We start from the raw sequence: 20,000 nt of genomic DNA, 5'->3' as shown, positions 1-20,000 counted from the left end.
TCGAAGCGGTCCAATCGGGCCGCTTTTTGCATTCTTGAGTATGGGCAAGCTTCGAACGATCAGCACCACGTTGCGCACGATCGACACGCGCACCGTCGTCCCCGAGAGCAAGAAGGCAGATGCGTTCTATCTGTCTCCTGAGTGGCGGGCATTGATGGCGATGATCATCAAGGAACGCGGCCGCATCTGCGAAGATCCGCATTGCGACGGCCGAACCCACAAGCCCGGCATGCGCGTCTTCGGTGACCACGTCGTCGAGCTCAAGGATGGCGGCGCACCGCTGGACCCGCGCAACGTCATGCTTCGATGTGGTGCATCCCATACCCGCAAGACCGCGGCCGCGAGGGCGAAGCGCCTCGCCGAGCGGTTCTGACCCCTCCGATGGGCGCGGAGGGTCAGGGGGTAGGGGGTTTAAAAGTCCAGACCCCCTTTAGGCCCCTAACCGCATTGGTCCCATTCGCATCTTTTTTTTCTGATGGCTGACGATTTAGACCTCTTTGGCAACCCTTACCACTCGGCCGGTCGCGGGCAGGGAAGGCCGGAGCACGTCCCCACGGAAGAAAACATCATAAATGTCATGGTGTTACTTGCGTCGGGGATGACGAACGCGGAAGTCGCAAAGACGGTCGGGCTCTCTACGCCGACTTTGCGCAAACATTATTTTCACTTGCTGAAGCAGCGAGAGGTGATGCTGGCCCGATTGAAGGCCAGGCTCAGGACTGCGCAAATCCAGCAGGGTCTCGCCGGCAATGCTGCCGCTCTGTCCGGTGCTCTGAAGATGCTGGACGGCGTCACCGCTGAGAAAGTCAATCGGGACATGCAGAACAAGGCTGCCAACAAGCCGACGCCTCGAGGTTACGTCTCGAAGAAAGAGCAGCGGCTCGACAATGCCCGGGCCATCAGTGGTGGCGGTCGATATGCGGTGCCGGCCGGCCCGCGATTGATCGCCAATAACGGCCAGCCAGTCGCGAGCAGCGACGAGGCCTGACGTAATCCGCGCCCGGCGGTTCCGGGTATCAGAAGAAGGAGAAGGCGCATGAGCGCACCAGTCGTAAGAGCAAAATTCCGGGTTATGGCCATCGAGCCGGCGCAGAACGCCGATCCGAACAATGTCTTCACCACAATCCGAATGATCCCGGTTTGGGAGCAGGAGGGCGTCAACAGGACTTGGTCAAAAGCCACGCCGAGCGGCGAGCTGAAGATCTCGATCACCAATCCCGAGGCGATCGACAAGTTTGATCTCGGGAAGGAATACTTCCTCGACTTCACACCCGCCGACTGACGCCGATGCACCGCCCGATGATTGCCCTGGCTGTTCTGATTGCCACCGCATGCTGCGCGCTGGGCCTGCTGGTCAAGCAGGCGCCGGCTAAGCAGGTGGCGGAGGGGCCGGTCATCAGCGACAAGCAGGCGGTCATCTCGCGAGCGCAGTGCATGGCGACTGGCCCGATCGAGCGCCGGATATTCTGGATTGTTCGCCGGGCCGATGGCAGCGTGAGGGCCTTCGGGTCTGTCACCGTCCGCAAGTGCGGCTGGTAGGCGATGCGGTATTCGACGGCTTGTCTCGACTGGGAGCGGCGGATCGTTGCGGGCGAAAGCCTGATCCCGATCGCGCCGCTCTTTCCCGACGAGGCGGACGCCGCCCTCGAGGTGTTCAAGTCGCTGCAGATCACGGATCTGCCGCAAGTCTACGACCGCAAGACCGGGCAGAGCAGGCACCCGACGTTCGGCGAATCCTGCGAGCCCTTCGTCTTCGACTTCGTGGCCGCCGTGTTCGGAGCATATGACGAAGGATCGGCGCGCCGGCTGATCGAAGAGTTCTTCCTGCTCATCAGCAAGAAGAACGGCAAGTCGACAATCGTCGCCGGCATCATGGTGACGGCGCTGATCCGCAACTGGCGTTCGCACCAGGAGCTGATGATCCTGGCGCCGACGCGCGAAGTCGCCGAGAACTCGTTCGGCCCCGCGGCGGCGATGATCCGGGCGGATCCCGAACTATCGGTGCTCCTGCATGTGCAGGACAACGTCAAGTCGATCACGCACACGATCACCAAGGCGGCGTTGAAGATCGTGTCGGCGGATTCAGGGACTGCCGCCGGCAAGAAGGCCGGTTTCGTCCTGATCGACGAGCTCTGGCTGTTCGGCAAGAAGGCCGGCGCGGCGGCTATGTTGCAGGAGGCGACCGGCGGATTGATTTCACGGCCGGAAGGCTTCGTCATTTACATCTCGACGCAGGCGGACGCGCCGCCGACTGGCGTGTTCAAAGAAAAACTGGATTACTTCCGAGACGTCCGGGACGGCAAGATCAACGATCCGCAGAGCTTGGCGGTGCTGTACGAGTTCCCCGAGGCGATGATCGTCAGCGAGGCCTATCTCGACCCGGAAAACTGGTACGTCACCAACCCGAATATCGGGCGCTCCGTTCGCCGCGAATGGCTTGAGCGCAAAATGCTCAATGTCCGGTCGGGCGAGGATCAGGAAGGTGATACCTATCAGAGCTTCCTGGCCAAGCACCTGAACATCGAGATCGGGATGGGCCTCAGGGCCAATCGCTGGCCTGGCGCAAACCATTGGACTGCCGCGGTTGACGAAGAGCTTTCGGAACTGGCGCCGTTCAACGCGCTTGAGCGGATGCTCGATCGCATCGACGTGGCGGTCATCGGCGCCGACGGCGGCGGCCTAGACGACCTGTTCGGGTTGACCATTGTCGGACGCGAGCCTGAAGAGCTCGAGGTCAAGATCAAGGTGAACGGTCGCGAGACCGTCGTCTGGATGAAGAGATGGCTTAGCTGGTCGCATGCCTGGTGCCATCGGGAAGTGCTCAAGCGGCGCAAGAAGATCGCACCGGTGCTGCTCGACTTCGAGAAGTCTGGACATCTTACCATCATCGACAACGCGCTCGAGGACATCGCCGCGATCGTCGACATCGTCAAGATGGTCAAGGATCGCGATCTGCTCGCGTCGGTCGCGGTCGATCCGGCTGGGATAGGTGACTTCGTCGATGCGCTGGCGATGCCTGAGATCGATGTGACGCAGGATAATGGACTGCTTATCGGCGTGCCGCAGGGTTATGCGCTAATGAACGCGATCAAGACCTCTGAGCGCCGACTATCAAACAAGATGCTGCTTCATGCCGGCAGCCCAATGATGTCCTGGGCGGTTTCCAACCTGAAGATCGAGCCCACCGCGACGGCAATCAGGGCAACAAAGCAGACGGCCGGCGACGCGAAGATCGACCCGGTGATGGCACTGTTCAACGCAGTGACCATCATGACGAAGAATCCCGAGCCGAAGAAAATTCGGTCGGTTTACGAGAAACGTGGATTGAGGGTGGCCTGATGCCGGAGAGATTGCAGAGCGAGCGTTCGGATTCGGGCCTCAAAATCGACCGCCAGACCGTCCGTGAACTGACGGGTGCAGCTGGCGCTGCGCTCGCAGGCTATGGAGCATGGATGTCCTATCCGCCGGCGGGATTCATGGTTGCCGGCGGAATCCTTGTCGGTCTCGCCGTCATCGGCACGCTGCGCGGTGGCCGATAATGGGGCTGTTCTCCGCCATCCTCGGCGGTTTCCGCGCCTCTGACGACGAGGCCTCGGACCCGTTGTATCTCGATGATCCTGCCGATCGCTGGTTCGACGGCGATCTGTCGCGGATGAGTAACGCCGGTCGTCACGTGTCGGTCGACGGCTCGATGCGCGTGTCGGCCGCTTACGCCTGCATTGCACTGCTGTCGAAAACGGTGGCGACGTTGCCGCTGCGGATGTACCGGAAGGATCCTGGTACCGGGAAGAGGTTTGAGGCGCCGGAGCATCCACTGAACGAGCTGCTCGAACACCAGCCGAACCCCTGGCAATCGGCTTGGGACTTTAAGGCGATGCTGATGGGGCACCTGGCGCTCAGGGGCAACGGGTACGCCGAGATAATCGCCGGTCCCCGCGGCTTCGCCGATCGGCTGGAGCCGATCCATCCCGATCGCGTCATTGCCGAGCGCATGCCCGACTATTCGATCCGCTACACGGTGTCCGACCCGATCAAGGGAACGCGCATCCTGCTGCAGGATGAAATGTTCCACCTGCGCAGCCACATGGCACCCGGCGGTATCGTTGGCATAAGCCCGATCGCTTACGCCAAGGAAACAATCGGGCTCGCGCTGGCCGCCGAGGAGCATGGCGCGCGCATGTTCTCCAACGGCGCGAGGCCATCAGGCGTTGTCACCGTGGCAGGTGAGATGAGCGATCCTGCCTTCGAGCGCTTCAAGACGCAGTGGCAACAGACGTTCGTCGGCATCGGCAATGCCGGCAAGACGCCAATCCTGGAGCAGGGAGCCTCGTTCAGCCCGATCAGCATGGATAACGAGGAAGCCCAGTTCATCCAGAGCCGGGAATTCTCGATCGAGGAAATCGCGCGCTGGTTCGATGTTCCCCTCGTCATGCTGCATCACTTGACGAAGACGAGCTCCTGGGGGACAGGCGTCGAGGCAATCATGCTCGCCTTCGTCCGCAACAACCTGATGCCCTGGCTCGGTTGCTGGACCTCTGCCATTCGGCGCGACCTCATTCTCGCCCCGAACCTCTACGAAGCGCAGTTCGATGTCGAGTCCCTGATCAAAGGGGATTCGAAAGCGCAGGCAGATTTCTATTCGCGCCTGGTTCTGAACGGCATCCTGACGCGCAACGAAGCTCGTGAAGCGCTCGGATACAATCCCATCAACGGTTTGGACGAGCCGCTTGTCCCGACTAACACCACGACCCCCGACAATATGCCTGTCAATAACTCGGCAGGCGCCACAGCGGCGCAGATCGGCCACAACGGCGGACCCGCCCTCGACGATCAAGACGTATCTTCGGAGCAAGACCATGACGACTAGGTTTCCGCATCTTCGTGCCGCGATCATGCAGCAGCCGTGGGCTATCATGCCGGAACGGCTTGAGGCGATCGCGGAAGTGATCGAACGCCGGGTTGAAGGCATCCGCCTTTCGCCTGAGGAGATCGCGGCGATCAAGGGAGAGCGGCGACCGAATGGCGTCGCGACCTACTTCGATGCCAGCACCGGCGAAACCGTGACTCTTTCCGCCGCCGCACCTGGCGCATCTGGGCAGGGCGCGAGCGTCATTGCGGTTATCTCATTCTTTGGGATCGTGGCTCAGCACGCCTCGCAAGTCGATGACATCAGCGGCCCTGGCGGCACATCCACAGAGAGGGTCACGAACAGCTATCGGGCTGCGAAGGCCGACCCGTCCGTCAAGGCGATCGTCATCAATTTCGACAGCCCGGGCGGCAACGTCAGTGGCGTCCAGGCGCTTGCGGACGAGATTTTCAACGGCCGCGGTGACAAGCCGGTCATTGCGCAAGTCAACAGCCTCTGCGCCTCGGCGGCTTACTGGGTCGCCAGCTCCTGCGACGAGATCGTGATGACGCCCGGCGCCATGGCCGGCTCGATCGGCGTCTATTCGCTTCATCAGGACGTCTCGAGGGCGGTTGACGCAGCCGGCCTGAAATTCACGTTTATCTCCGCCGGCAAGTACAAGGTCGAAGGGAATGCTTTCGAGCCTCTTTCCGACGAGGCGGCGCAGGCGGCCCAATCGAATGTCGACGCCTTCTACAACGACTTTGTTTCGGCTGTTTCCCGCGGCCGTGGCGTATCGGTCGCCGATGTCAAAGCCGGCTTCGGTGAGGGAAGGGTCGTGAAAGACAAGCAGGCGGTTAAGGCTGGAATGGCCGACCGAGTCGACACTCTCGACGGCACCATCCGGCGGCTCTCTTCGGCGAAGAAGACTGCATCCGCAAAGGCGAGCGCGGCCGATGTGGCCGATATCCAGAGCTACGAGCAGCCCGAAGGCGCCGATGCGTCGGCGGATATCAGGTCGCCCGAACCTGAGCTTCCAACCGCGGAAGAGCAAGATAGTCCCGACTTGTCGGCATCCGAAAGTGATGCTTTCCGCCGTCGCCGGCACGCTCATCGTCTCAGATCCGCTCAATAACGAGCGGCAGCCCCGAAAATCTAGTTAGCGCCCCACGCCCTGCCGGGACCGTGGGCAGAATTCCGCGCCCATCCTCCCGGCACCACCAAACTTTGGAGCTAGACACATGACCATCAAGGCATTCCGCCAGCGTCGCGCCGATCTCGTCCGCGAAGCCCAGGCGATCTTCGATCTTGCGGCAAAGGAAAACCGCAATCTCACGTCTGACGAAAACGCCCGCGACGACGCAATCGGTGCGGAACTCGTCGAGATCGACGCCAACATCGAGCGCGCCGAGCGTCAAATGGAGCGCCAGCGTTCCGTCGGCGCGGCCGTCGACGGCAACGAATCCGCCGATCACCGCAGCAGCGGCCGCAATGATGGCGCGCGGTTCGCCTCCCTTGGCGAGCAGATGATGGCGGTCGCGCGGGCCGACCATCCTTCCTATCGCTCGATCGATCCGCGCCTCATCGCCGCCCCCTCGGCCGGACCGACCGGCATGTCCGAGGGCATTGCCGCCGATGGCGGCTTCCTCGTCCAGACCGACTTCGCCAACGATCTTCTCCAGAACACCTATGAAGCCGGTGAGATCGCCAGCCGCGTCAACCGCATCCCGATCGGGGCAAATTTCAGCGGTATCCGCATGAACGGCGTCGACGAGACCAGCCGTGCAAACGGTTCTCGCTGGGGCGGCGTGCAGGCCTTCTGGACCGGTGAGGCGCAGCTCAAAACGGCTTCGCGTCCGAAGTTCCGGCAGATCAAGATGGATCTCGATAAGCTGACCGGTCTCTGCTACGCGACCGACGAGCTCCTGCAGGACAGCACGGCTCTCGCCGCCTGGCTCTATCAGGCGTTCTCCGATGAGTTCCTATTCAAGATCGAAGACGCGATCGTCAACGGTTCCGGCGCGGGTATGCCTCTCGGCTTCCTCAACAGCGGTGCGGTCATCACCGTGCCGAAGGAGAGTGGCCAGCTTGCAGCGACGATCGTCGCCGAGAACGTGCTGAACATGTGGTCGCGCATGCCCGCCCGCTCGCGCAAGAACGCCGTCTGGATCGTCAACCAGGACGTCGAGCCGCAGCTCTATCAGTTCAACGTCAAGATCAAGAATGTTGCCGGCACTGAAAACGTCGGCGGCATTGCAGCGCCGCAGATCATGTTCACGCCGGCCGGCCAGGGCGGCAACCAGTATGCGACGCTGATGGGCCGTCCCGTTATCCCGGTCGAGTATGCGGCGACGCTCGGTACCGCAGGCGACATCATGCTGGTCGATCTCTCGCAGTACCTGGCGATCGACAAGGGACCGATGGAATCGGCCTCGTCCATCCACGTGCGGTTCATCTACGACGAGACCTGCTTCCGCTTCGTCTATCGCTTCAACGGCCAGCCGATCTGGTCCGTTCCGATGACGCCCTACAAGGGCACGAAGACGCAGAGCCCGTTCATCGCGCTGCAGACGCGCTGATCCTGACTGGGAAGCGGGCCTATGGGGTCGCTTCCTCCTCCCACCCACCATTTCCTGAAGGATAACGCGATATGACTCGCTTGACGCTTCCCCAGCAGCTGAAGATCGTCGAGGCTATGGCTCCCGCTGCAGACGCAGCCGGCCGCAGCTCCGACATCATCTCCCTGAAAAATGCCGGCAAGGCCTATATCCTCGTCTCGCTGACGCAGGGTAACGCCGCGACCGTGGCTCTGACCCCGATGCAGGCGCAGGACGTCGCCGGTACCGGCGCCAAGGTTCTCGCCAACGCGGTGCCGATCTGGTCCAACCTCGACACTGCAACCTCCGACACGCTTGTTCGCCGAACCGATGCCGTCAATTACACGACCGACGCGGCCCTCAAGAACAAGCAGGTCGTTTTCGAGATCGATCCGGCGCTGCTCGATCTCAACAACGGCTTCGACTGCATCTATTTCACCACGGGCGCATCGAATGCGGCGAACATCACGGCGGCAGTCTTCCTGCTGACCGATCTCCGCTACGGGCAGGAAACGCCGCCCAGCGCGATCGTCGACTGATCTTTCTTTGACGTGATGGCCGCCGGGCTTCGGCCCGGCGGAAATCTCCGATCGACACATTTCAGGGGTGACCCATGTTTGTCAGACAGCTGATCGGCCGGGAGGCCGGGAACATCATCAACATGCCATATGACGCCGCTCAGTCGTGCCTGGCCATGGGAACAGTCGAGGCCGTGACCGACGAAGAAATCGCGGCCGCGGGGCTGGAAGCGCCCGAACCTGTCGTCGCCAACCGGCCGGACGAGCTGCCGCGCGGCTTCCGCGTCGAGGCGATCACCGGCGGTGGATACGATCTCTTTGACCCGGGCGGCGTCAACATCAGCTTGGATGTCGAGCTCCCCAACATGATCGCGGCCAGGGAGCTCGCCTGGAGCGTCATTCATCCTGTCGATGCGACCCCCGATACGGACGCGCTGGAAGCTCTCAGCAACGCCGAGCTCTACGAGCTCTGCGAAAACGCACGTATCGAGATTTCGAGCCGCGCCAAAAAAGCCGACCTCATCGCCGCTTTGATTGCCGCTGGCATCACAGCGCCGCCTGTCGCCGCGCCCGAGGGCGATGAGGGCTCTGATGAAGGCAAAGGTGGCGAGGGTGAAAGCCAAACCAGCGAGCCCGGTGAGAACGATGCGCCGGCCCACGCCAGCGGCGAAAGCGACGGGCAGGCGGAATAAAGATGATCCGGAAGCCCATGCGGAGCACTCTCGTCGTCACGACGGCGGCGACGGACCTGACACTCTTGACCGTCGCAGAGCGTCGGGAGGCCGCTGGGCTTGCCGAGGACGATGCGAGCAAGGATGCGCTTCTGCTGACGCTCGATCAGCGTATCGCAGCCGCGATCATGTCGGAATGCAATATCGCCGTCGGGAGCGGCGGCGAACCGACACTGAAGAAGGAAACGCTCACCGAAACCTTCTATAATGTCCACTTCGAGCGCTTACTACTTTCCCGCCGGCATAACGTCACGATCACCAGCCTTACCGATGGCGATACAGCGCTAACGACGGATGACTACATCATGGATCCGGAGGCGGGAATCCTGGCACGCATGCGGTCGGATTGCCCAATGTCGTGGCGCAGTTCGAAGATCGTAGTCGTCTACAACGCCGGTTTCGAGACGATTCCGGCTGATCTGAAATTCGCGGCAATGGACTTCTTCCGCTCCGAATGGCTGGCAAGGTCTCGCGATCCGCTGGTCAAGCGTGTCCAGACCGATGTTTTCGAAGTCGAGAGTACGACCACGGATTATTGGGTCGGGTCCGTGCCGGGGCAGGCGAGAGAGGGAGCCGTGCCAGACATGGTTGCCGGTCAGTTGAAGCGATTCCGGAACTTCAAGGTCTGACATGCTGTCTCCTGAGCGCATTATAGCGGATCTCGACGCCGCCCTGCTCGCTTCCGGCGAGGACGTCATCTTGCGGCGGAAGTCGAATTCCGGAAATGCAGATGTGGGCTGCCGTGCCCGCGTTCGTGGCGTGAACGCGCAGAAGGTGGTCGGGACGGTGACTCAGAACGATCTGAGCGTGGTCATGTCTCCGACAGAAATCCTCGCGGGCGGATGGCCCGGGGGCGCCCCGCCAGCACCCGGCGCGGTCGACCCGCGCCTACCGCGGACAAATGACTTTATGGTCGTGAAGGGCCGAGAGCGGCAGGTGAAATTCTCTGACCCGATTTATGTCGCTGGTCAGTGGGTTCGCTGCAATCTGATCGTGGCCGGCTGATGGCGGGGGTCGACTTCTTCGAGCGGGATCTGAAGCTGGCGACGGCGGATCTGGAGCCGGAGGCGATCAATGCGATGCTCGCGAAGTTCGCAAAGAACAGCGTCCGGGAGGTGATCTCAAGCGGGCGGGCGAGCGGGACCTATGAGCGCTATGTGAACGGCCGGCAGGGCGTGCCGGAAGAAACCGTCCAGGCGCCCGGGCCGATCATCTACGAATTCTCGCTCTGGGAGCCGATCATCACCTTCGCGCTCGACGAGCTCCGGCGTCGATCGCCGATCAAGAGCGGACGGTTCCGTGGGAGCTTCATCGTGCTGGCGAACCAGCGCGAGGTGAGAGACTACAATGCCATCGGCCCTGATGCCGAGGTCATCATCACCAATTTCCAGCCCTATGTCCGCAAGGCGGAGAATGGGCTGCTCGGCGCGAAGCGCTATTCGATCTTCGACGGAACGAAGCGCGCCCTTGCCTCCCGTTTCGGCAACGAGGGGCGTAACGCGGCGGCGTTCATGTTCGAAACGCGGTGGCTTGATGTCCGCGCAGGGGTGCATCCGGGGATGCCGTATGTTCTCAAGCGCGCTCAGGGACGGCGAAAGGATCGGCAGGCAGGCATGCAGATCACCTATCCGGCCGTCGTAATCAATCAGGTGTAGGTCATGTCGTCCGTAGAAGTTTATGACGCATTCGAGACCCGGCTGCGCGACGCCTGGACCGCAACGGCGCTCGTTTTCGAAAACGAGTTTGCGCAGGACCTGATCGAAGCAGACCTGCCGTTCGTCTACGTGGAAATCTACGGCGACGTGCTCGACCAGGAGACCTTCGGTGCTCCGCAGGCTAATCAGTGGGTGGAGCGCGGGGCCGCATACCTGCATGTGATGACGAAGTCCGGTGATGGCAGCCGCCAGGCGCGCAGCTGGGCGAAAGACTTGACGAACCTGTTTCGCGAGCAACCGATCCTCGTTGATCCGGCGACCGGCGAAGCGCTGTTCATGCCGACAATGTCGCTCGGCGCCGGCGAGCCCGGGCGGGATTTCCCGAACTACTGGGCGTTCACCGCGACGATCGGCTGGTACCGGCGCGACTATACGAATTTGAGCCCCTGACATCCCGGCTTTGCCGGTCGCCTTACCCGTGCCTTGGGCAAGCACGCCGCCAACGTCTGATGACGTGGCAAATCCGCTATGGAGCCTTCAATGACGGTAGCTGACGGCAGTCAGGTGCGCCTTGCCGATGTCTCGGAAGTGACGATCGGCACGACGCCCGCCACCCCCGCATTCCAGACCATGCGTTACGTCTCGTCCGACGTGCGCATTTCCAAACAGACGGACATCCCGAACGAGATCCGCGCCGACCGCAACGTCGCCTCGATCGTCGACGTCGGCCGCTCGGTGCAGGGGACGATCAATACCTTCCTATCCTACGGGACCTTCGACACCTGGCTGCAGCGGCTGCTCTGCTCGACCTGGTCGAGCGACGTGCTCAAGAACGGCATCCTGCAACAGGCGGGCACGTTGGAATATTTCTATGAGCAGGGCGCGACCGACACTTTCGTTCGCTTCCAGGCGGTGCGCTTCAACACTTTGGCGCTGACGCTAAGGGCTCGCCAGTCCGTCCAAGCGAACTGGGGCATCATGGGCATCCGGTCGCCGACGCCGACGAACGCGATTCTAACCGGCGCCACCTATGCGCCGGCGACGACGACGCCCGTACTGAACGCTGGCCTCAACGTGTCCGCCCTGAGCTTCACCGGCCTTACCAACGCGCCGAAGGTACAGGCGATGACGCTCAACATCACCAACAACATCTACCAGAACGATGTCGTTGGCGCCTACGAGCCTTATTCCCACGGGCTCGGCCGCTTCGAGCTCACCGGCTCGTTGACTACCTATTTCGAGAACATGGACGCCTATGCAGCCATCCTCGATCACGACGATATCGGCATTTCGACCACGTTGCTCGACGAGCTCGGCAACTCCTACGATATCGATCTCGCCAAGACGAAGTTCCTCGACGGCGGTCCCGTTGTCGGCGGCAATGGCCAGGCTGTGATGATCGACATTCCGTTCCAGTCCTACTTCGACGCGACGGCTGCCGGCTCGATCACCATCACGCGCGATCCCGCATAACCGAGATCGCCGGCGCTTCCTTACGTCGCCGGTGGTAAGGGCGGCGGACGAATTCGGGGCCGTCCGCCGCTCACTTCCCCGAAGCCCCTGATTGGAGAGTCCCGACATGACAGTTGTGAAGCTCGCCTCGCTGAAGGCGGATCTGAAGCGCGAGGCCGAGGGCGACTGGGTAGCGTTCCCGGACTGGCCCGGCGTCGAATTCAACGTTTCCTCCCTGCACCTGCCCGCCTACCAGGCGGCACGCGACGACCTGCTGATGCGGATCGCGCGGCAGGCCAGCCAGGCGAAGCCGAAACCTGGTGAAGCCGCGCCGGCGAAGCTCGATATGAAGGTGGAACTGGGCAAGCTCTATGCCGAGCACCTTCTGCATGGCTGGCGTGGCCTCGATGTGACCTATTCGCCGGAAACGGCAAGGGACGTGCTCGGCGACCCGGAATATCGCAACGTCGTCGCTGCGGTGGAGTGGTGCGCCGGCAAGCTCTCCGAGGTCAACGTCGAGTTCGTCGAGGCCGAGGTAAAAAACTCCGGAAAGCCTTCCGCAGCCGCGTAAGCGGGCCGAAGGCGTCCCCCGAAATGCTCGAATGGCTGGAAGAGCTATTCGAGCAGGAACCAGACCAGGAATGGCTGCGGCCGCGACAGTCTCCCGCGGAGCAGGATTTTGAGCCTCAGGCATGGCACGCCATGTATTTCGAGGCTTTCGACGCCCTGCAATACGACCGGTTCTTCGGCGCCATGGGCGGCGAGGGGCCGATCTACTACTCGGCGCTCAGTCAATATGCCCGTGACCACGGCATCTCTGGCGACCGGCTGAAGCGGTTTCACACCTTCATGAACGCGATCGACGGCGAATGGCTGAAGATCCAGCGAGAATGCGCAGAGGCCGCCGAGGCCGAGCGCAAGAGCAAGGATGCGCAGCGATAGGGCTGCGCTCCCATCCCACCTAGAGGCTTCCCTTGGCGAACGTCGAAATCCGCACGCTGCGCGTCTCGGCAGAGATGGACGCGAGCAAGTACACTGCCGGCGCCCAGCAGAAGGCTGCTGCCGACGATCAGATGAAGCGATCGGGAAAGGGTCTCGGCGACAGCTTCACGGAGAACGATCAGAAGATCAGCGCCGCCACCAATGTTCTGGCGAAGCTTTCGCGCCAGTATGTTGACGGCTATGCGACGACGCAGCGCTTTAATCAGGCGGTCAATCAGCTGACACGCGGTGTCGAGCTCGGCAAGATCGAGATGACGCAGGCTTCCGCCATCCTCGACGGCATTTACCGCAAATACGGCATGATGGCCGATGCGGCGAGGATCGCCGAACGTGGCCAGATCGAGCTTTCAAAGGCGGTTCAGCAGGCCAATGCTCGCTTCGAAGAACAATCGAGGGTCGTGCCGGTGAATGAGAGGCGCCCCGCTGTGGGCGTTGCCAACGACAATCAAGCCCAGTTCCGGCGGCAGAACCTTGGCGCTCAGCTTCAGGATATCGGTGTGTCGCTCTATGGCGGCATGCCGCTGACGACTGTTCTCTTGCAGCAGGGATCGCAAATCGTCGGCATTTATGGCGGCAACGGTGGCGTCAATGCCGTGTTGAAGGATCTCGGCGCTATTCTCGCGGCCGCGGCAAGGTATGTCGGGCCTTTCGCTGCCGCCGGCGCCGCTGCTTATGGCATCTATAAGCTGTTTGCTGCAAACACCGTCGAAGCGGGTCTGGCTGTCAGTGACATGACCAAGGCGCTGGCCGCCCAGGCCTCGCCGATGGCGGCAGTCCAGACGCAACTCACTGAGCTACAGAAGCTGCAGGGCGAATATGCGAGTGCACTCAACACGACTGCGCGCACCCACAGTGTTGCATCGGCCGCGATCGTCGAGGGAACGCAGAGGGAGTATGAGGCGAAGCGCACACTTCTCGAGCTTGAGCTGAAGCGGCAGGAAGCCGCGCGCGCCGTTGCGCAGTCAGAGTTGGAGATTACCTCGCTTCGCCTCAAGAGCGCGGTCGCCCAGCAGGTGACGACGAACATGGATCTTGAGAGGCAGGGCTTCTCTGATTCGCGGATCGGTCGGTTCGTGCAGCTGCCGGATAGCATAACCGGTGTTGAAAAGACGCGTGATGTCCTCGCGAATAACCCGCTTTCGGATAAGGTGAAGGAGCTCAATGCCAATCTGAGCCTTACCGATATCGCCCTTCAGAAATTGCGCGAGGGGCTGGGACTGGTGGGGCCGGCCGCATCTGGTCAGGTCGGCCAGATCAACGATCTTACAAAAGCGCTCGAGGAGCTACGCAAGGTCGGCACAGCGGCAATTTCGCCGGTCGACGAAGCGACACGACGAGCGATGGCTGCCGTCCCGGTCATCAATGGCGTCTTGGACGAGGAATCCCGCCGCCGCGTTCTCGCCGGGCAGCGCGCGGCACAGCAACGGATTGACAATCAGAATCCGACGGTCATCAACGGTGATGGCGCGCGGGTTGCGGTACCTGTCCCGGGTCAGCGTCCGAACGTCGAACTGGAAGGCCTGCCAGGCGATGCGAAGGCGGGGAAGTCGGCGGCGGAAGCTTATCGGGACCTGATCAAGAACGCCAATGACCGCATCGAGCAGATGAAGCTCGAGGCATCGGTGGCGGGGGAAACTGGCATTGCGGCCCAGAAGATGCGGATGGAGCTCGAATTGCTCCAGCAGGCGCAGGACAAGGGCAGAACGGTTACCGCCGATCAGCGTGCCGAGATCGAGAAGCTGTCCGAGGCCTACGCCAAGGCCGCGACGGAAGCGGCCAAGGTGCGCCTTAATGCCGACCTTTCTTTCGAGCGTGAGCAGCTCTTCCGATCCTCCGGAGATCAGCAGATTGCTTCCCGGCTCCGAGGGGCGGGTCTGCCGGTCGACCTGAATTCGCCGTTGGCGCAGCAGATGCGGCAGAACCAGCAGGCGGCCGAGATGAAGCAGGCGGTGACCGGCTTCGTTTCGGACTTCCGGCAGCAGCTGGTCAGCAGCGGCGGCAAGATTGGCGAGGCCGCAGGCAAGGCGCTGCTGAATTCTTTCCTCAATGCCATGACCAAGGCCGGCGACCAGGCTTTCGAACGGGTGATCAACATCATCTTCAGTAAGCTGTTCAACGGCACAGGACCGGCAGGAGGCGCCAGTGGTCTTGCCGGCGCCGGCATGGGTCTGGCCGGAAGTGTTCTCGGTGCCGCCAATGACAACATGGGAAAGGCACCGGTTATTCCGGTGACGCGCGGGCCGCTCGGCGATGTGGGTTCTTACATCGCGCAGGCGGCGCTCAAGCGCGGGATCGATCCTGAAATTGCCCTGAAGGTGGCCCGCTCCGAAGGTGGTCTCAGTAGCTGGAACCTGCAATCCAACTATATGAAAAACGGCGTTCGCGAGCCGTCCTTCGGGCCGTATCAGCTTTACATGAATGGCGGCCTTGGCAATCAGTTTATGACAAAGACGGGGCTTGATCCTCGGCTTGCCGCGAATGGTCCGGCTGGCGTGGATTTCGCCCTAGACTATGCTTCCAAGAACGGCTGGAGCTCCTGGTATGGCGCGGCTAAAGTCGGGGTCGGGAAATGGGACGGTATCGGCGCCGGCGGCAACATGAGCGCCGTCGATGCAGTCAGCAAGTTGGCGACCTCGGCCAGTGCGGCAACCAAGGGCCTCGACACCTTCGGGGGCGGCCTCGGCACGATCGGTCAGACATTGACGTCATCGTTCTTTCCGCCCGCGCCGACAGGTTCGGCTGGAGGCGGTGGCGGTCTGTTCGGCTTTCTCAGCGGCATCTTCGGCGGCTTCAAGCCTGCTGGCGGGCAGGCGGCGCTTGCAGCCTCGGGGAAAATCACCGGTCTCTTTGCTGACGGCACTGACTTCGCTCCGGGCGGCCTCGCGATTGTTGGCGAGCGCGGCCGAGAACTGGTGAACCTGCCACGCGGCAGTCAGGTCGTTCCGAACCACAGGACGGAAAACATGCTGGCTGCGAACGGCAACCGCGGCGGAAGCGGTCAGCGCGGGCCGGTCCCGTTGAACGTCAACATTCAGGGCGCCAATGGAGATGATCATGTTCGCCGGCTTGTCGAACAGGGCGTGGCCGCCGGGCTGGATAGCTATAACAAGGAGATGGAGCGCTCCGGCTTCGGCTCACAACAGCAGCATTATGCTTGGCGCAGGGCCTGATACGTGAGCTTCCTCAGTCTTCCCCTCCTAGATATCGACTTCCTGAAGCCGCAGCGCATGGCGTTCGACGTCGACGGCAATGCGATTGGTGGCGGTCGGAACGGCAATGGGCAGGAATCCACCATGGAAATGTCCGGTGGCGGCTTCCTGACCGCCACCTATGGCGGCTGCTTCGTACAGGCGCCTGAAGAGCATGAATACGTAACCTGGCTTGCGGCCCGGCTGAACGGCTCGTTCCGCTTCGTCGACGTGCCGCTCAAGACCGACTGGCAGGGGCCATTCCCGACGTTCGGACGCTGGCCGCAGCCGATCATCGGCGGCATCCCGCATTCAGACGGTTCTCACTTCTCGGACACGTCGGGATACAGTCAGGCGACGGTTTGGGGATCGGTGATCCAAGATGCTGGCTTGGGCGCCGGTCAACTTCGGATACGGGTTTACAGCGCTTCCCGGCGATTGAGGTGGTCCGACTGGTTCTCGATCTTCCATTCGAGCGCCAAGGGATGGCGGGCCTACCGGTATTGGGACGTCGTTTCGGTATCCGAAGAGGGCAGCGAGACGATCGAAGGGACGGCATATCCGGTGCGTGACTATACTCTGGCAATTGGCCCGGCGCTGCGAGAGGCTGTGGTGGCCGGCACGCGCGTCGAATTTGCGCGGCCACGCTTTGCCGCCAGACTTTCGATGGGCACGAAGATCCTGTCTGATGTGGAAGGATTTTGGCTGATGCGCCCGACGCTCACTTTCGACGAGGCGTTTTAAGCATGGCTTATGACGTCAACTACGTACCCTCGGCCGTTCTGGATCGGCTGCGATCAAGCACGCTGCTCGGTCTGTTCATGCGGGTGGCAACTGATCCATCGTTGCATATCTGGTTCGGGGTTCATGACCTTCCCGCCCGCTTCGACAGCATCGATCCAGACGGAACCATCTATCTCGGCGCCGGGCGCCTGGTCGGGCTTCCATCGTTGGAGATTCTTCTGAATGGCACGTCCGACGCGGTCGACTTCACGATGTCCGGCGTTGATCCGGCATCCGGTTCGCGGCTGATCGATTCCATACCGGAAGTGCGCGGAGCGCTAGTGCATGTCGGCATCACGACGCTCGACGATTACTATCAACCGATGACCGAAATCATACCGCTCTGGCAAGGCGTAGCGGCGCGCACGGCGGAATCGATGCCTGTCGTCTCCGGGCGCGAGCAACCCACGCTTTCGCTTTCGCTTTCGGTCGTGGCCGGCGAGAACATGCGTAGCAGGCCATCCCGGGCGCTGTGGTCATCAGCGCAGCAACATGCGGTCTCGCCGACCGATGACTTTTGCAACAACACCATCCGATATTCGCGCGGCGTGCAGCCGGCGTGGCCGAACTTCTAGGGCGCTATGCTTATCAAGGATTATGTCGAAAGGCGCGTCAAGTTCCGGTGGGGCGGCGTTGGCGGCGAAGACTGTACGACCTGGTGCGGCACCTATGCATTCATGCTCACGGGTCGTGACCCAGCCGAAGCTTTTCGGGGTACCTATGACAGCGCCGAGGGTGCGCGCGCAATCGTCGATACCGCCGGCGGACTTGCGGAGCTCGTCGGGCCGCTCCTCGTCGGCCAAGGTTGGCGGCGCGTACAGCAGCCGTCGACGGGCGACATGGCAGTGATCCGGACACTCGTCGATTTCGAAGGAAGCGAGGCTGCAGAAAGCAATGTTTCGGCTCTCTGCTTCGGCCCTCTCTGGTCGGTTCTCGGACCCGCCGGGCCTGGCGGAATCGCGCACCGCAAGGCGCAACTCGTTGCCTGCTGGAGGTGGTCGCGGTGATTTCCGACGAACGCTTCTATTCAGCGAATTATGCGCTGTCCTTCCAGCGCGACATCTGGGAGGGCCGCCTTCGCAGCACGACCGTGCATTACCCATTGTCGCGGCGCGACCCGATCTTCACGCCGCTGTTTACGTCGTTTTTCACGGCAATCGGCTTCGGCGCAACGACGGCCGGCGTTCTCGGCAGCCTGACGACGGCGCTGGTCACGACGGCGATCACTGTCGGCATCCAGGCGGCAATGGCCCCGAAGCCGCCGAAGCCGGAAGACGGCAAGGCGCCGATGACGCAGTCGGTTCCGCCGCGCCACTGGGTAATCGGTACGACGCGCATGGCCGGCGCTTACATGTTGTGGGAAGCACTCGGTGCAGCGCTTTACGCCGTCCAGGGTATCGCGGGGCATCCGGTCCATTCCTACAATCGCTTCTATCTCCATGACGATGAAGTCGCGCTCGATGAATCCGGTTATGTCCAGGCTCTTGAGGACGGGCGATACGGTTCCGATCTGGTGCAGTTATTGTTTCGATTGGGGGCCAATCCCGAAACACCCTACGCCCCCATGGTAAGCGCCTTCGCCAGTTCGGGGATCTGGACGAACAATCACCGAGGTGATGGGCAGGCATCGATCGCAATGAAGGCCTTTACGCCAAAAGCGAAAGACTTCAGCACTATTTTCCCGTTTAACATCCCGCGGCTTACGGTTGAAGTCAGTGGGGCTCATGTCTGGGACTTTCGCGATCCGGACCAGGATCCGGATTTGCCGGCGACCTGGGGTTTCTCGAAGAACCCGGCATTGCAGCTCGCCTGGCACTGGTGCTTTAGCGAGTTCGGTCATCGGCGCGATTACCGCAAGGCAATTTTACCTGTGCTCGACATGTGGATCGAAGAGGCAGACGTCTGCGACGAGCTCGTCACGATCACAGGCGGCGGCGTTGAAAAGCGGTACGAGTGCAGCGGCTGGGATACAACCGAGCGTGAGCCGAAGGTCGGAACGAACGCGATCCTGGCGGCTTGCGATGGCTGGCTCTGCGAACGCGGCGACGGGGCTCTGCTTTTCACTGCCGGCAAGTTCCGCGAAAGCCGCGTCGTTACCCTTGGCGACGAAGACATCGTCGGCCATCGCATTCAGTACGACGTGCTGTTCGAGGAGGAAATCAACCGCCTCGTTCCGAAATTCAATTATCCTGATGTCGGCTATTCCACCTCGGACACTGACTTTTTCGAGGATGAAGATAGGCAGCTCCTCGCTGGGCGAGTGCTGGCGGAAGACGCCAATTATCAATGGGTGACGAACTGGCGGCAGGCCCGCCGGCTGGGATGGCGTGAATGGCAGCGGATCCTGCAGAAGGTGAGGGGTTCGCTCAATGTCCGTCTTTCCGGCATAAATGGGGTCTACAGCCGCTGGATAAGGCTGGCTACGCCAAACCGACTGCCGAGGCTTGATGGAAAGGTAATCGAAAACCGGCGGGCGGTGCTCGATCTCATGCGAGGGGGGTTCAGCCTCGAGGTGATCCAGCATCCGGACAATATCGATCAATGGTCGACAGCTCTCGAGGGTCAAAAGCCGGCGGCGCCGGCAAAACCGAATTCGGCAAACATGCCGACGCCGGTCATCAGTTCCGCCGTGGCGGTCGCCGCAGCGGGCTCAGTCTATCTTAACGTCTCGCTCGTCGATCCGAGCGACAATAGCCTTACGCCGGCGATCCGTTACCGGATCCAGGACACAGGTGGCGGCCATCCTGGCGCTTGGGTCGAAAAGACGATCGTCAACGTCGACGCCTCAGAGGGGTTCATCGTCTGCGCCACGGATGTCGTGCCCGGCGACCGGTGGCTCGATGTCCAGGCTGCTTTCATCTCCGCGAGGGGCAAGTATTCCGACTGGTCTGCCACGGAAGCCGTGTTTTCAACCGTCAACCCTACTGCGCCCCCCGCCGTCACGATCGGAGCCGTCATAACCGGCGTGCCCGGGGAGGTGACTATCAATTGGACAGCGCCGAACAGCAGCCTCTACGCCTCGGCGCGCGTCTACTACAATACGGTCAACAATCCGGCGACCGCCACATTCAACAGCCCGGCGCTGGCCGGCGCGCCTAACGGTTCCTATTCCCGAACTATCACGCGGCCTGCCGGCACCTATTACGGCTGGGTGGCTTCCGTGAACGCCTCGGGCGTCGAGGGCACGCGAACGCCGACGGGCGCCTTTACAGTTACTTAAGAAGGAAG

23 protein-coding genes are annotated in these 20,000 nt (G+C 61.9%); all 23 read left to right on the top strand.

From position 1 onward, the window contains the following. Window positions 1-40 precede the first annotated feature (40 nt). The 23 genes from GGI60_RS12385 to GGI60_RS12275 all read left to right on the top strand — a co-directional run bounded on the left by GGI60_RS12385 (window position 41) and on the right by GGI60_RS12275 (window position 19,992). Entirely contained in the window at window positions 41-373 is a 333-nt protein-coding gene (locus tag GGI60_RS12385; protein WP_183916065.1) for an HNH endonuclease, read from the top strand. Between the two features lie 102 nt (window positions 374-475). Beyond that, the gene (locus GGI60_RS12380; RefSeq protein WP_183916063.1) at window positions 476-988 is read left to right on the top strand and encodes a hypothetical protein; all 513 of its coding nucleotides are present in this window, start codon (window positions 476-478) and stop codon (window positions 986-988) included. 48 nt (window positions 989-1,036) lie between these two features. Continuing rightward, window positions 1,037-1,282 carry a hypothetical protein gene (locus GGI60_RS12375; RefSeq protein WP_085742362.1) on the top strand — a complete coding sequence of 82 codons (246 nt, stop codon included), beginning with the start codon at window positions 1,037-1,039 and terminating at the stop codon, window positions 1,280-1,282. A 17-nt stretch (window positions 1,283-1,299) separates the two neighbouring features. Next, entirely contained in the window at window positions 1,300-1,539 is a 240-nt protein-coding gene (locus tag GGI60_RS12370) for a hypothetical protein (protein WP_183916061.1), read from the top strand. A gap of 3 nt (window positions 1,540-1,542) precedes the next feature. After that, window positions 1,543-3,339, top strand: coding sequence for a terminase large subunit (locus GGI60_RS12365; protein WP_183916059.1), 1,797 nt, complete (start codon window positions 1,543-1,545; stop codon window positions 3,337-3,339). Next, window positions 3,339-3,539 (top strand): hypothetical protein, encoded by a 201-nt coding sequence (locus GGI60_RS12360; protein ID WP_088677161.1) that lies wholly within the window; start codon window positions 3,339-3,341, stop codon window positions 3,537-3,539. The genes GGI60_RS12365 and GGI60_RS12360 overlap by 1 nt, the downstream gene beginning before the upstream one ends. Further along, window positions 3,539-4,867, top strand: coding sequence for a phage portal protein (locus GGI60_RS12355; protein ID WP_183916057.1), 1,329 nt, complete (start codon window positions 3,539-3,541; stop codon window positions 4,865-4,867). The genes GGI60_RS12360 and GGI60_RS12355 overlap by 1 nt, the downstream gene beginning before the upstream one ends. Continuing rightward, complete coding sequence (locus GGI60_RS12350) at window positions 4,857-5,981, top strand: S49 family peptidase (protein WP_088677163.1); 1,125 nt, start codon at window positions 4,857-4,859, stop codon at window positions 5,979-5,981. The genes GGI60_RS12355 and GGI60_RS12350 overlap by 11 nt, the downstream gene beginning before the upstream one ends. Before the next feature lie 106 nt (window positions 5,982-6,087). Next, window positions 6,088-7,425 (top strand): phage major capsid protein, encoded by a 1,338-nt coding sequence (locus GGI60_RS12345; protein WP_183916055.1) that lies wholly within the window; start codon window positions 6,088-6,090, stop codon window positions 7,423-7,425. Window positions 7,426-7,496: 71 nt separating this feature from the next. After that, the gene (locus GGI60_RS12340; RefSeq protein ID WP_183916053.1) at window positions 7,497-7,982 is read left to right on the top strand and encodes a hypothetical protein; all 486 of its coding nucleotides are present in this window, start codon (window positions 7,497-7,499) and stop codon (window positions 7,980-7,982) included. A gap of 74 nt (window positions 7,983-8,056) precedes the next feature. Then, window positions 8,057-8,653: a hypothetical protein gene (locus GGI60_RS12335; RefSeq protein WP_183916051.1), complete on the top strand. Its 597-nt coding sequence runs from the start codon at window positions 8,057-8,059 to the stop codon at window positions 8,651-8,653. 2 nt (window positions 8,654-8,655) lie between these two features. Next, window positions 8,656-9,321: a hypothetical protein gene (locus GGI60_RS12330; protein WP_183916049.1), complete on the top strand. Its 666-nt coding sequence runs from the start codon at window positions 8,656-8,658 to the stop codon at window positions 9,319-9,321. 1 nt (window position 9,322) lies between these two features. Next, window positions 9,323-9,697, top strand: a complete 375-nt coding sequence (locus GGI60_RS12325; protein ID WP_183916047.1) for a hypothetical protein — start codon at window positions 9,323-9,325, stop codon at window positions 9,695-9,697. Continuing rightward, complete coding sequence (locus tag GGI60_RS12320; RefSeq protein ID WP_183916045.1) at window positions 9,697-10,347, top strand: hypothetical protein; 651 nt, start codon at window positions 9,697-9,699, stop codon at window positions 10,345-10,347. The genes GGI60_RS12325 and GGI60_RS12320 overlap by 1 nt, the downstream gene beginning before the upstream one ends. Before the next feature lie 3 nt (window positions 10,348-10,350). Continuing rightward, window positions 10,351-10,797: a phage tail terminator-like protein gene (locus GGI60_RS12315; protein WP_183916043.1), complete on the top strand. Its 447-nt coding sequence runs from the start codon at window positions 10,351-10,353 to the stop codon at window positions 10,795-10,797. Between the two features lie 90 nt (window positions 10,798-10,887). Beyond that, a complete protein-coding gene (locus GGI60_RS12310; RefSeq protein WP_183916041.1) occupies window positions 10,888-11,820 on the top strand; it encodes a phage tail tube protein in 933 nt (310 codons plus the stop codon). Between the two features lie 106 nt (window positions 11,821-11,926). Then, on the top strand, window positions 11,927-12,370 hold the full coding sequence (locus GGI60_RS12305) for a hypothetical protein (RefSeq protein ID WP_183916039.1): 444 nt from the start codon (window positions 11,927-11,929) through the stop codon (window positions 12,368-12,370). A gap of 23 nt (window positions 12,371-12,393) precedes the next feature. Next, complete coding sequence (locus GGI60_RS12300; protein ID WP_183916037.1) at window positions 12,394-12,741, top strand: hypothetical protein; 348 nt, start codon at window positions 12,394-12,396, stop codon at window positions 12,739-12,741. A gap of 32 nt (window positions 12,742-12,773) precedes the next feature. Beyond that, window positions 12,774-15,971 (top strand): phage tail length tape measure family protein, encoded by a 3,198-nt coding sequence (locus tag GGI60_RS12295; RefSeq protein ID WP_183916035.1) that lies wholly within the window; start codon window positions 12,774-12,776, stop codon window positions 15,969-15,971. Between the two features lie 57 nt (window positions 15,972-16,028). Continuing rightward, window positions 16,029-16,733, top strand: coding sequence for a hypothetical protein (locus GGI60_RS12290; protein ID WP_183916033.1), 705 nt, complete (start codon window positions 16,029-16,031; stop codon window positions 16,731-16,733). A 2-nt stretch (window positions 16,734-16,735) separates the two neighbouring features. Then, on the top strand, window positions 16,736-17,347 hold the full coding sequence (locus GGI60_RS12285; protein WP_183916031.1) for a hypothetical protein: 612 nt from the start codon (window positions 16,736-16,738) through the stop codon (window positions 17,345-17,347). 6 nt (window positions 17,348-17,353) lie between these two features. Beyond that, window positions 17,354-17,779, top strand: coding sequence for a DUF6950 family protein (locus GGI60_RS12280; RefSeq protein ID WP_183916029.1), 426 nt, complete (start codon window positions 17,354-17,356; stop codon window positions 17,777-17,779). After that, window positions 17,776-19,992, top strand: coding sequence for a hypothetical protein (locus GGI60_RS12275; protein WP_312862799.1), 2,217 nt, complete (start codon window positions 17,776-17,778; stop codon window positions 19,990-19,992). Before GGI60_RS12280 ends, GGI60_RS12275 begins: the two co-directional genes overlap by 4 nt. Window positions 19,993-20,000: the final 8 nt, after the last annotated feature.

Source organism: Rhizobium lentis, assembly GCF_014200175.1.
Lineage (GTDB): Bacteria > Pseudomonadota > Alphaproteobacteria > Rhizobiales > Rhizobiaceae > Rhizobium > Rhizobium mulingense.
The sequence above is the reverse complement of the archived record's forward strand: the minus strand, read 5'-3'. Positions and strand labels throughout refer to the sequence as shown.

Coding starts and splice junctions, on each gene's coding strand:
- GGI60_RS12340 (WP_183916053.1), top strand. CDS start 7,497: ATGACTCGCTTGACGCTTCCCCAGCAGCTGAAGATCGTCGAGGCTATG.
- GGI60_RS12325 (WP_183916047.1), top strand. CDS start 9,323: ATGCTGTCTCCTGAGCGCATTATAGCGGATCTCGACGCCGCCCTGCTC.
- GGI60_RS12375 (WP_085742362.1), top strand. CDS start 1,037: ATGAGCGCACCAGTCGTAAGAGCAAAATTCCGGGTTATGGCCATCGAG.
- GGI60_RS12290 (WP_183916033.1), top strand. CDS start 16,029: ATGGCGTTCGACGTCGACGGCAATGCGATTGGTGGCGGTCGGAACGGC.
- GGI60_RS12355 (WP_183916057.1), top strand. CDS start 3,539: ATGGGGCTGTTCTCCGCCATCCTCGGCGGTTTCCGCGCCTCTGACGAC.
- GGI60_RS12305 (WP_183916039.1), top strand. CDS start 11,927: ATGACAGTTGTGAAGCTCGCCTCGCTGAAGGCGGATCTGAAGCGCGAG.
- GGI60_RS12345 (WP_183916055.1), top strand. CDS start 6,088: ATGACCATCAAGGCATTCCGCCAGCGTCGCGCCGATCTCGTCCGCGAA.
- GGI60_RS12280 (WP_183916029.1), top strand. CDS start 17,354: ATGCTTATCAAGGATTATGTCGAAAGGCGCGTCAAGTTCCGGTGGGGC.
- GGI60_RS12300 (WP_183916037.1), top strand. CDS start 12,394: ATGCTCGAATGGCTGGAAGAGCTATTCGAGCAGGAACCAGACCAGGAA.
- GGI60_RS12380 (WP_183916063.1), top strand. CDS start 476: ATGGCTGACGATTTAGACCTCTTTGGCAACCCTTACCACTCGGCCGGT.
- GGI60_RS12330 (WP_183916049.1), top strand. CDS start 8,656: ATGATCCGGAAGCCCATGCGGAGCACTCTCGTCGTCACGACGGCGGCG.
- GGI60_RS12365 (WP_183916059.1), top strand. CDS start 1,543: ATGCGGTATTCGACGGCTTGTCTCGACTGGGAGCGGCGGATCGTTGCG.
- GGI60_RS12360 (WP_088677161.1), top strand. CDS start 3,339: ATGCCGGAGAGATTGCAGAGCGAGCGTTCGGATTCGGGCCTCAAAATC.
- GGI60_RS12285 (WP_183916031.1), top strand. CDS start 16,736: ATGGCTTATGACGTCAACTACGTACCCTCGGCCGTTCTGGATCGGCTG.
- GGI60_RS12310 (WP_183916041.1), top strand. CDS start 10,888: ATGACGGTAGCTGACGGCAGTCAGGTGCGCCTTGCCGATGTCTCGGAA.
- GGI60_RS12385 (WP_183916065.1), top strand. CDS start 41: ATGGGCAAGCTTCGAACGATCAGCACCACGTTGCGCACGATCGACACG.
- GGI60_RS12320 (WP_183916045.1), top strand. CDS start 9,697: ATGGCGGGGGTCGACTTCTTCGAGCGGGATCTGAAGCTGGCGACGGCG.
- GGI60_RS12350 (WP_088677163.1), top strand. CDS start 4,857: ATGACGACTAGGTTTCCGCATCTTCGTGCCGCGATCATGCAGCAGCCG.
- GGI60_RS12335 (WP_183916051.1), top strand. CDS start 8,057: ATGTTTGTCAGACAGCTGATCGGCCGGGAGGCCGGGAACATCATCAAC.
- GGI60_RS12315 (WP_183916043.1), top strand. CDS start 10,351: ATGTCGTCCGTAGAAGTTTATGACGCATTCGAGACCCGGCTGCGCGAC.
- GGI60_RS12370 (WP_183916061.1), top strand. CDS start 1,300: ATGATTGCCCTGGCTGTTCTGATTGCCACCGCATGCTGCGCGCTGGGC.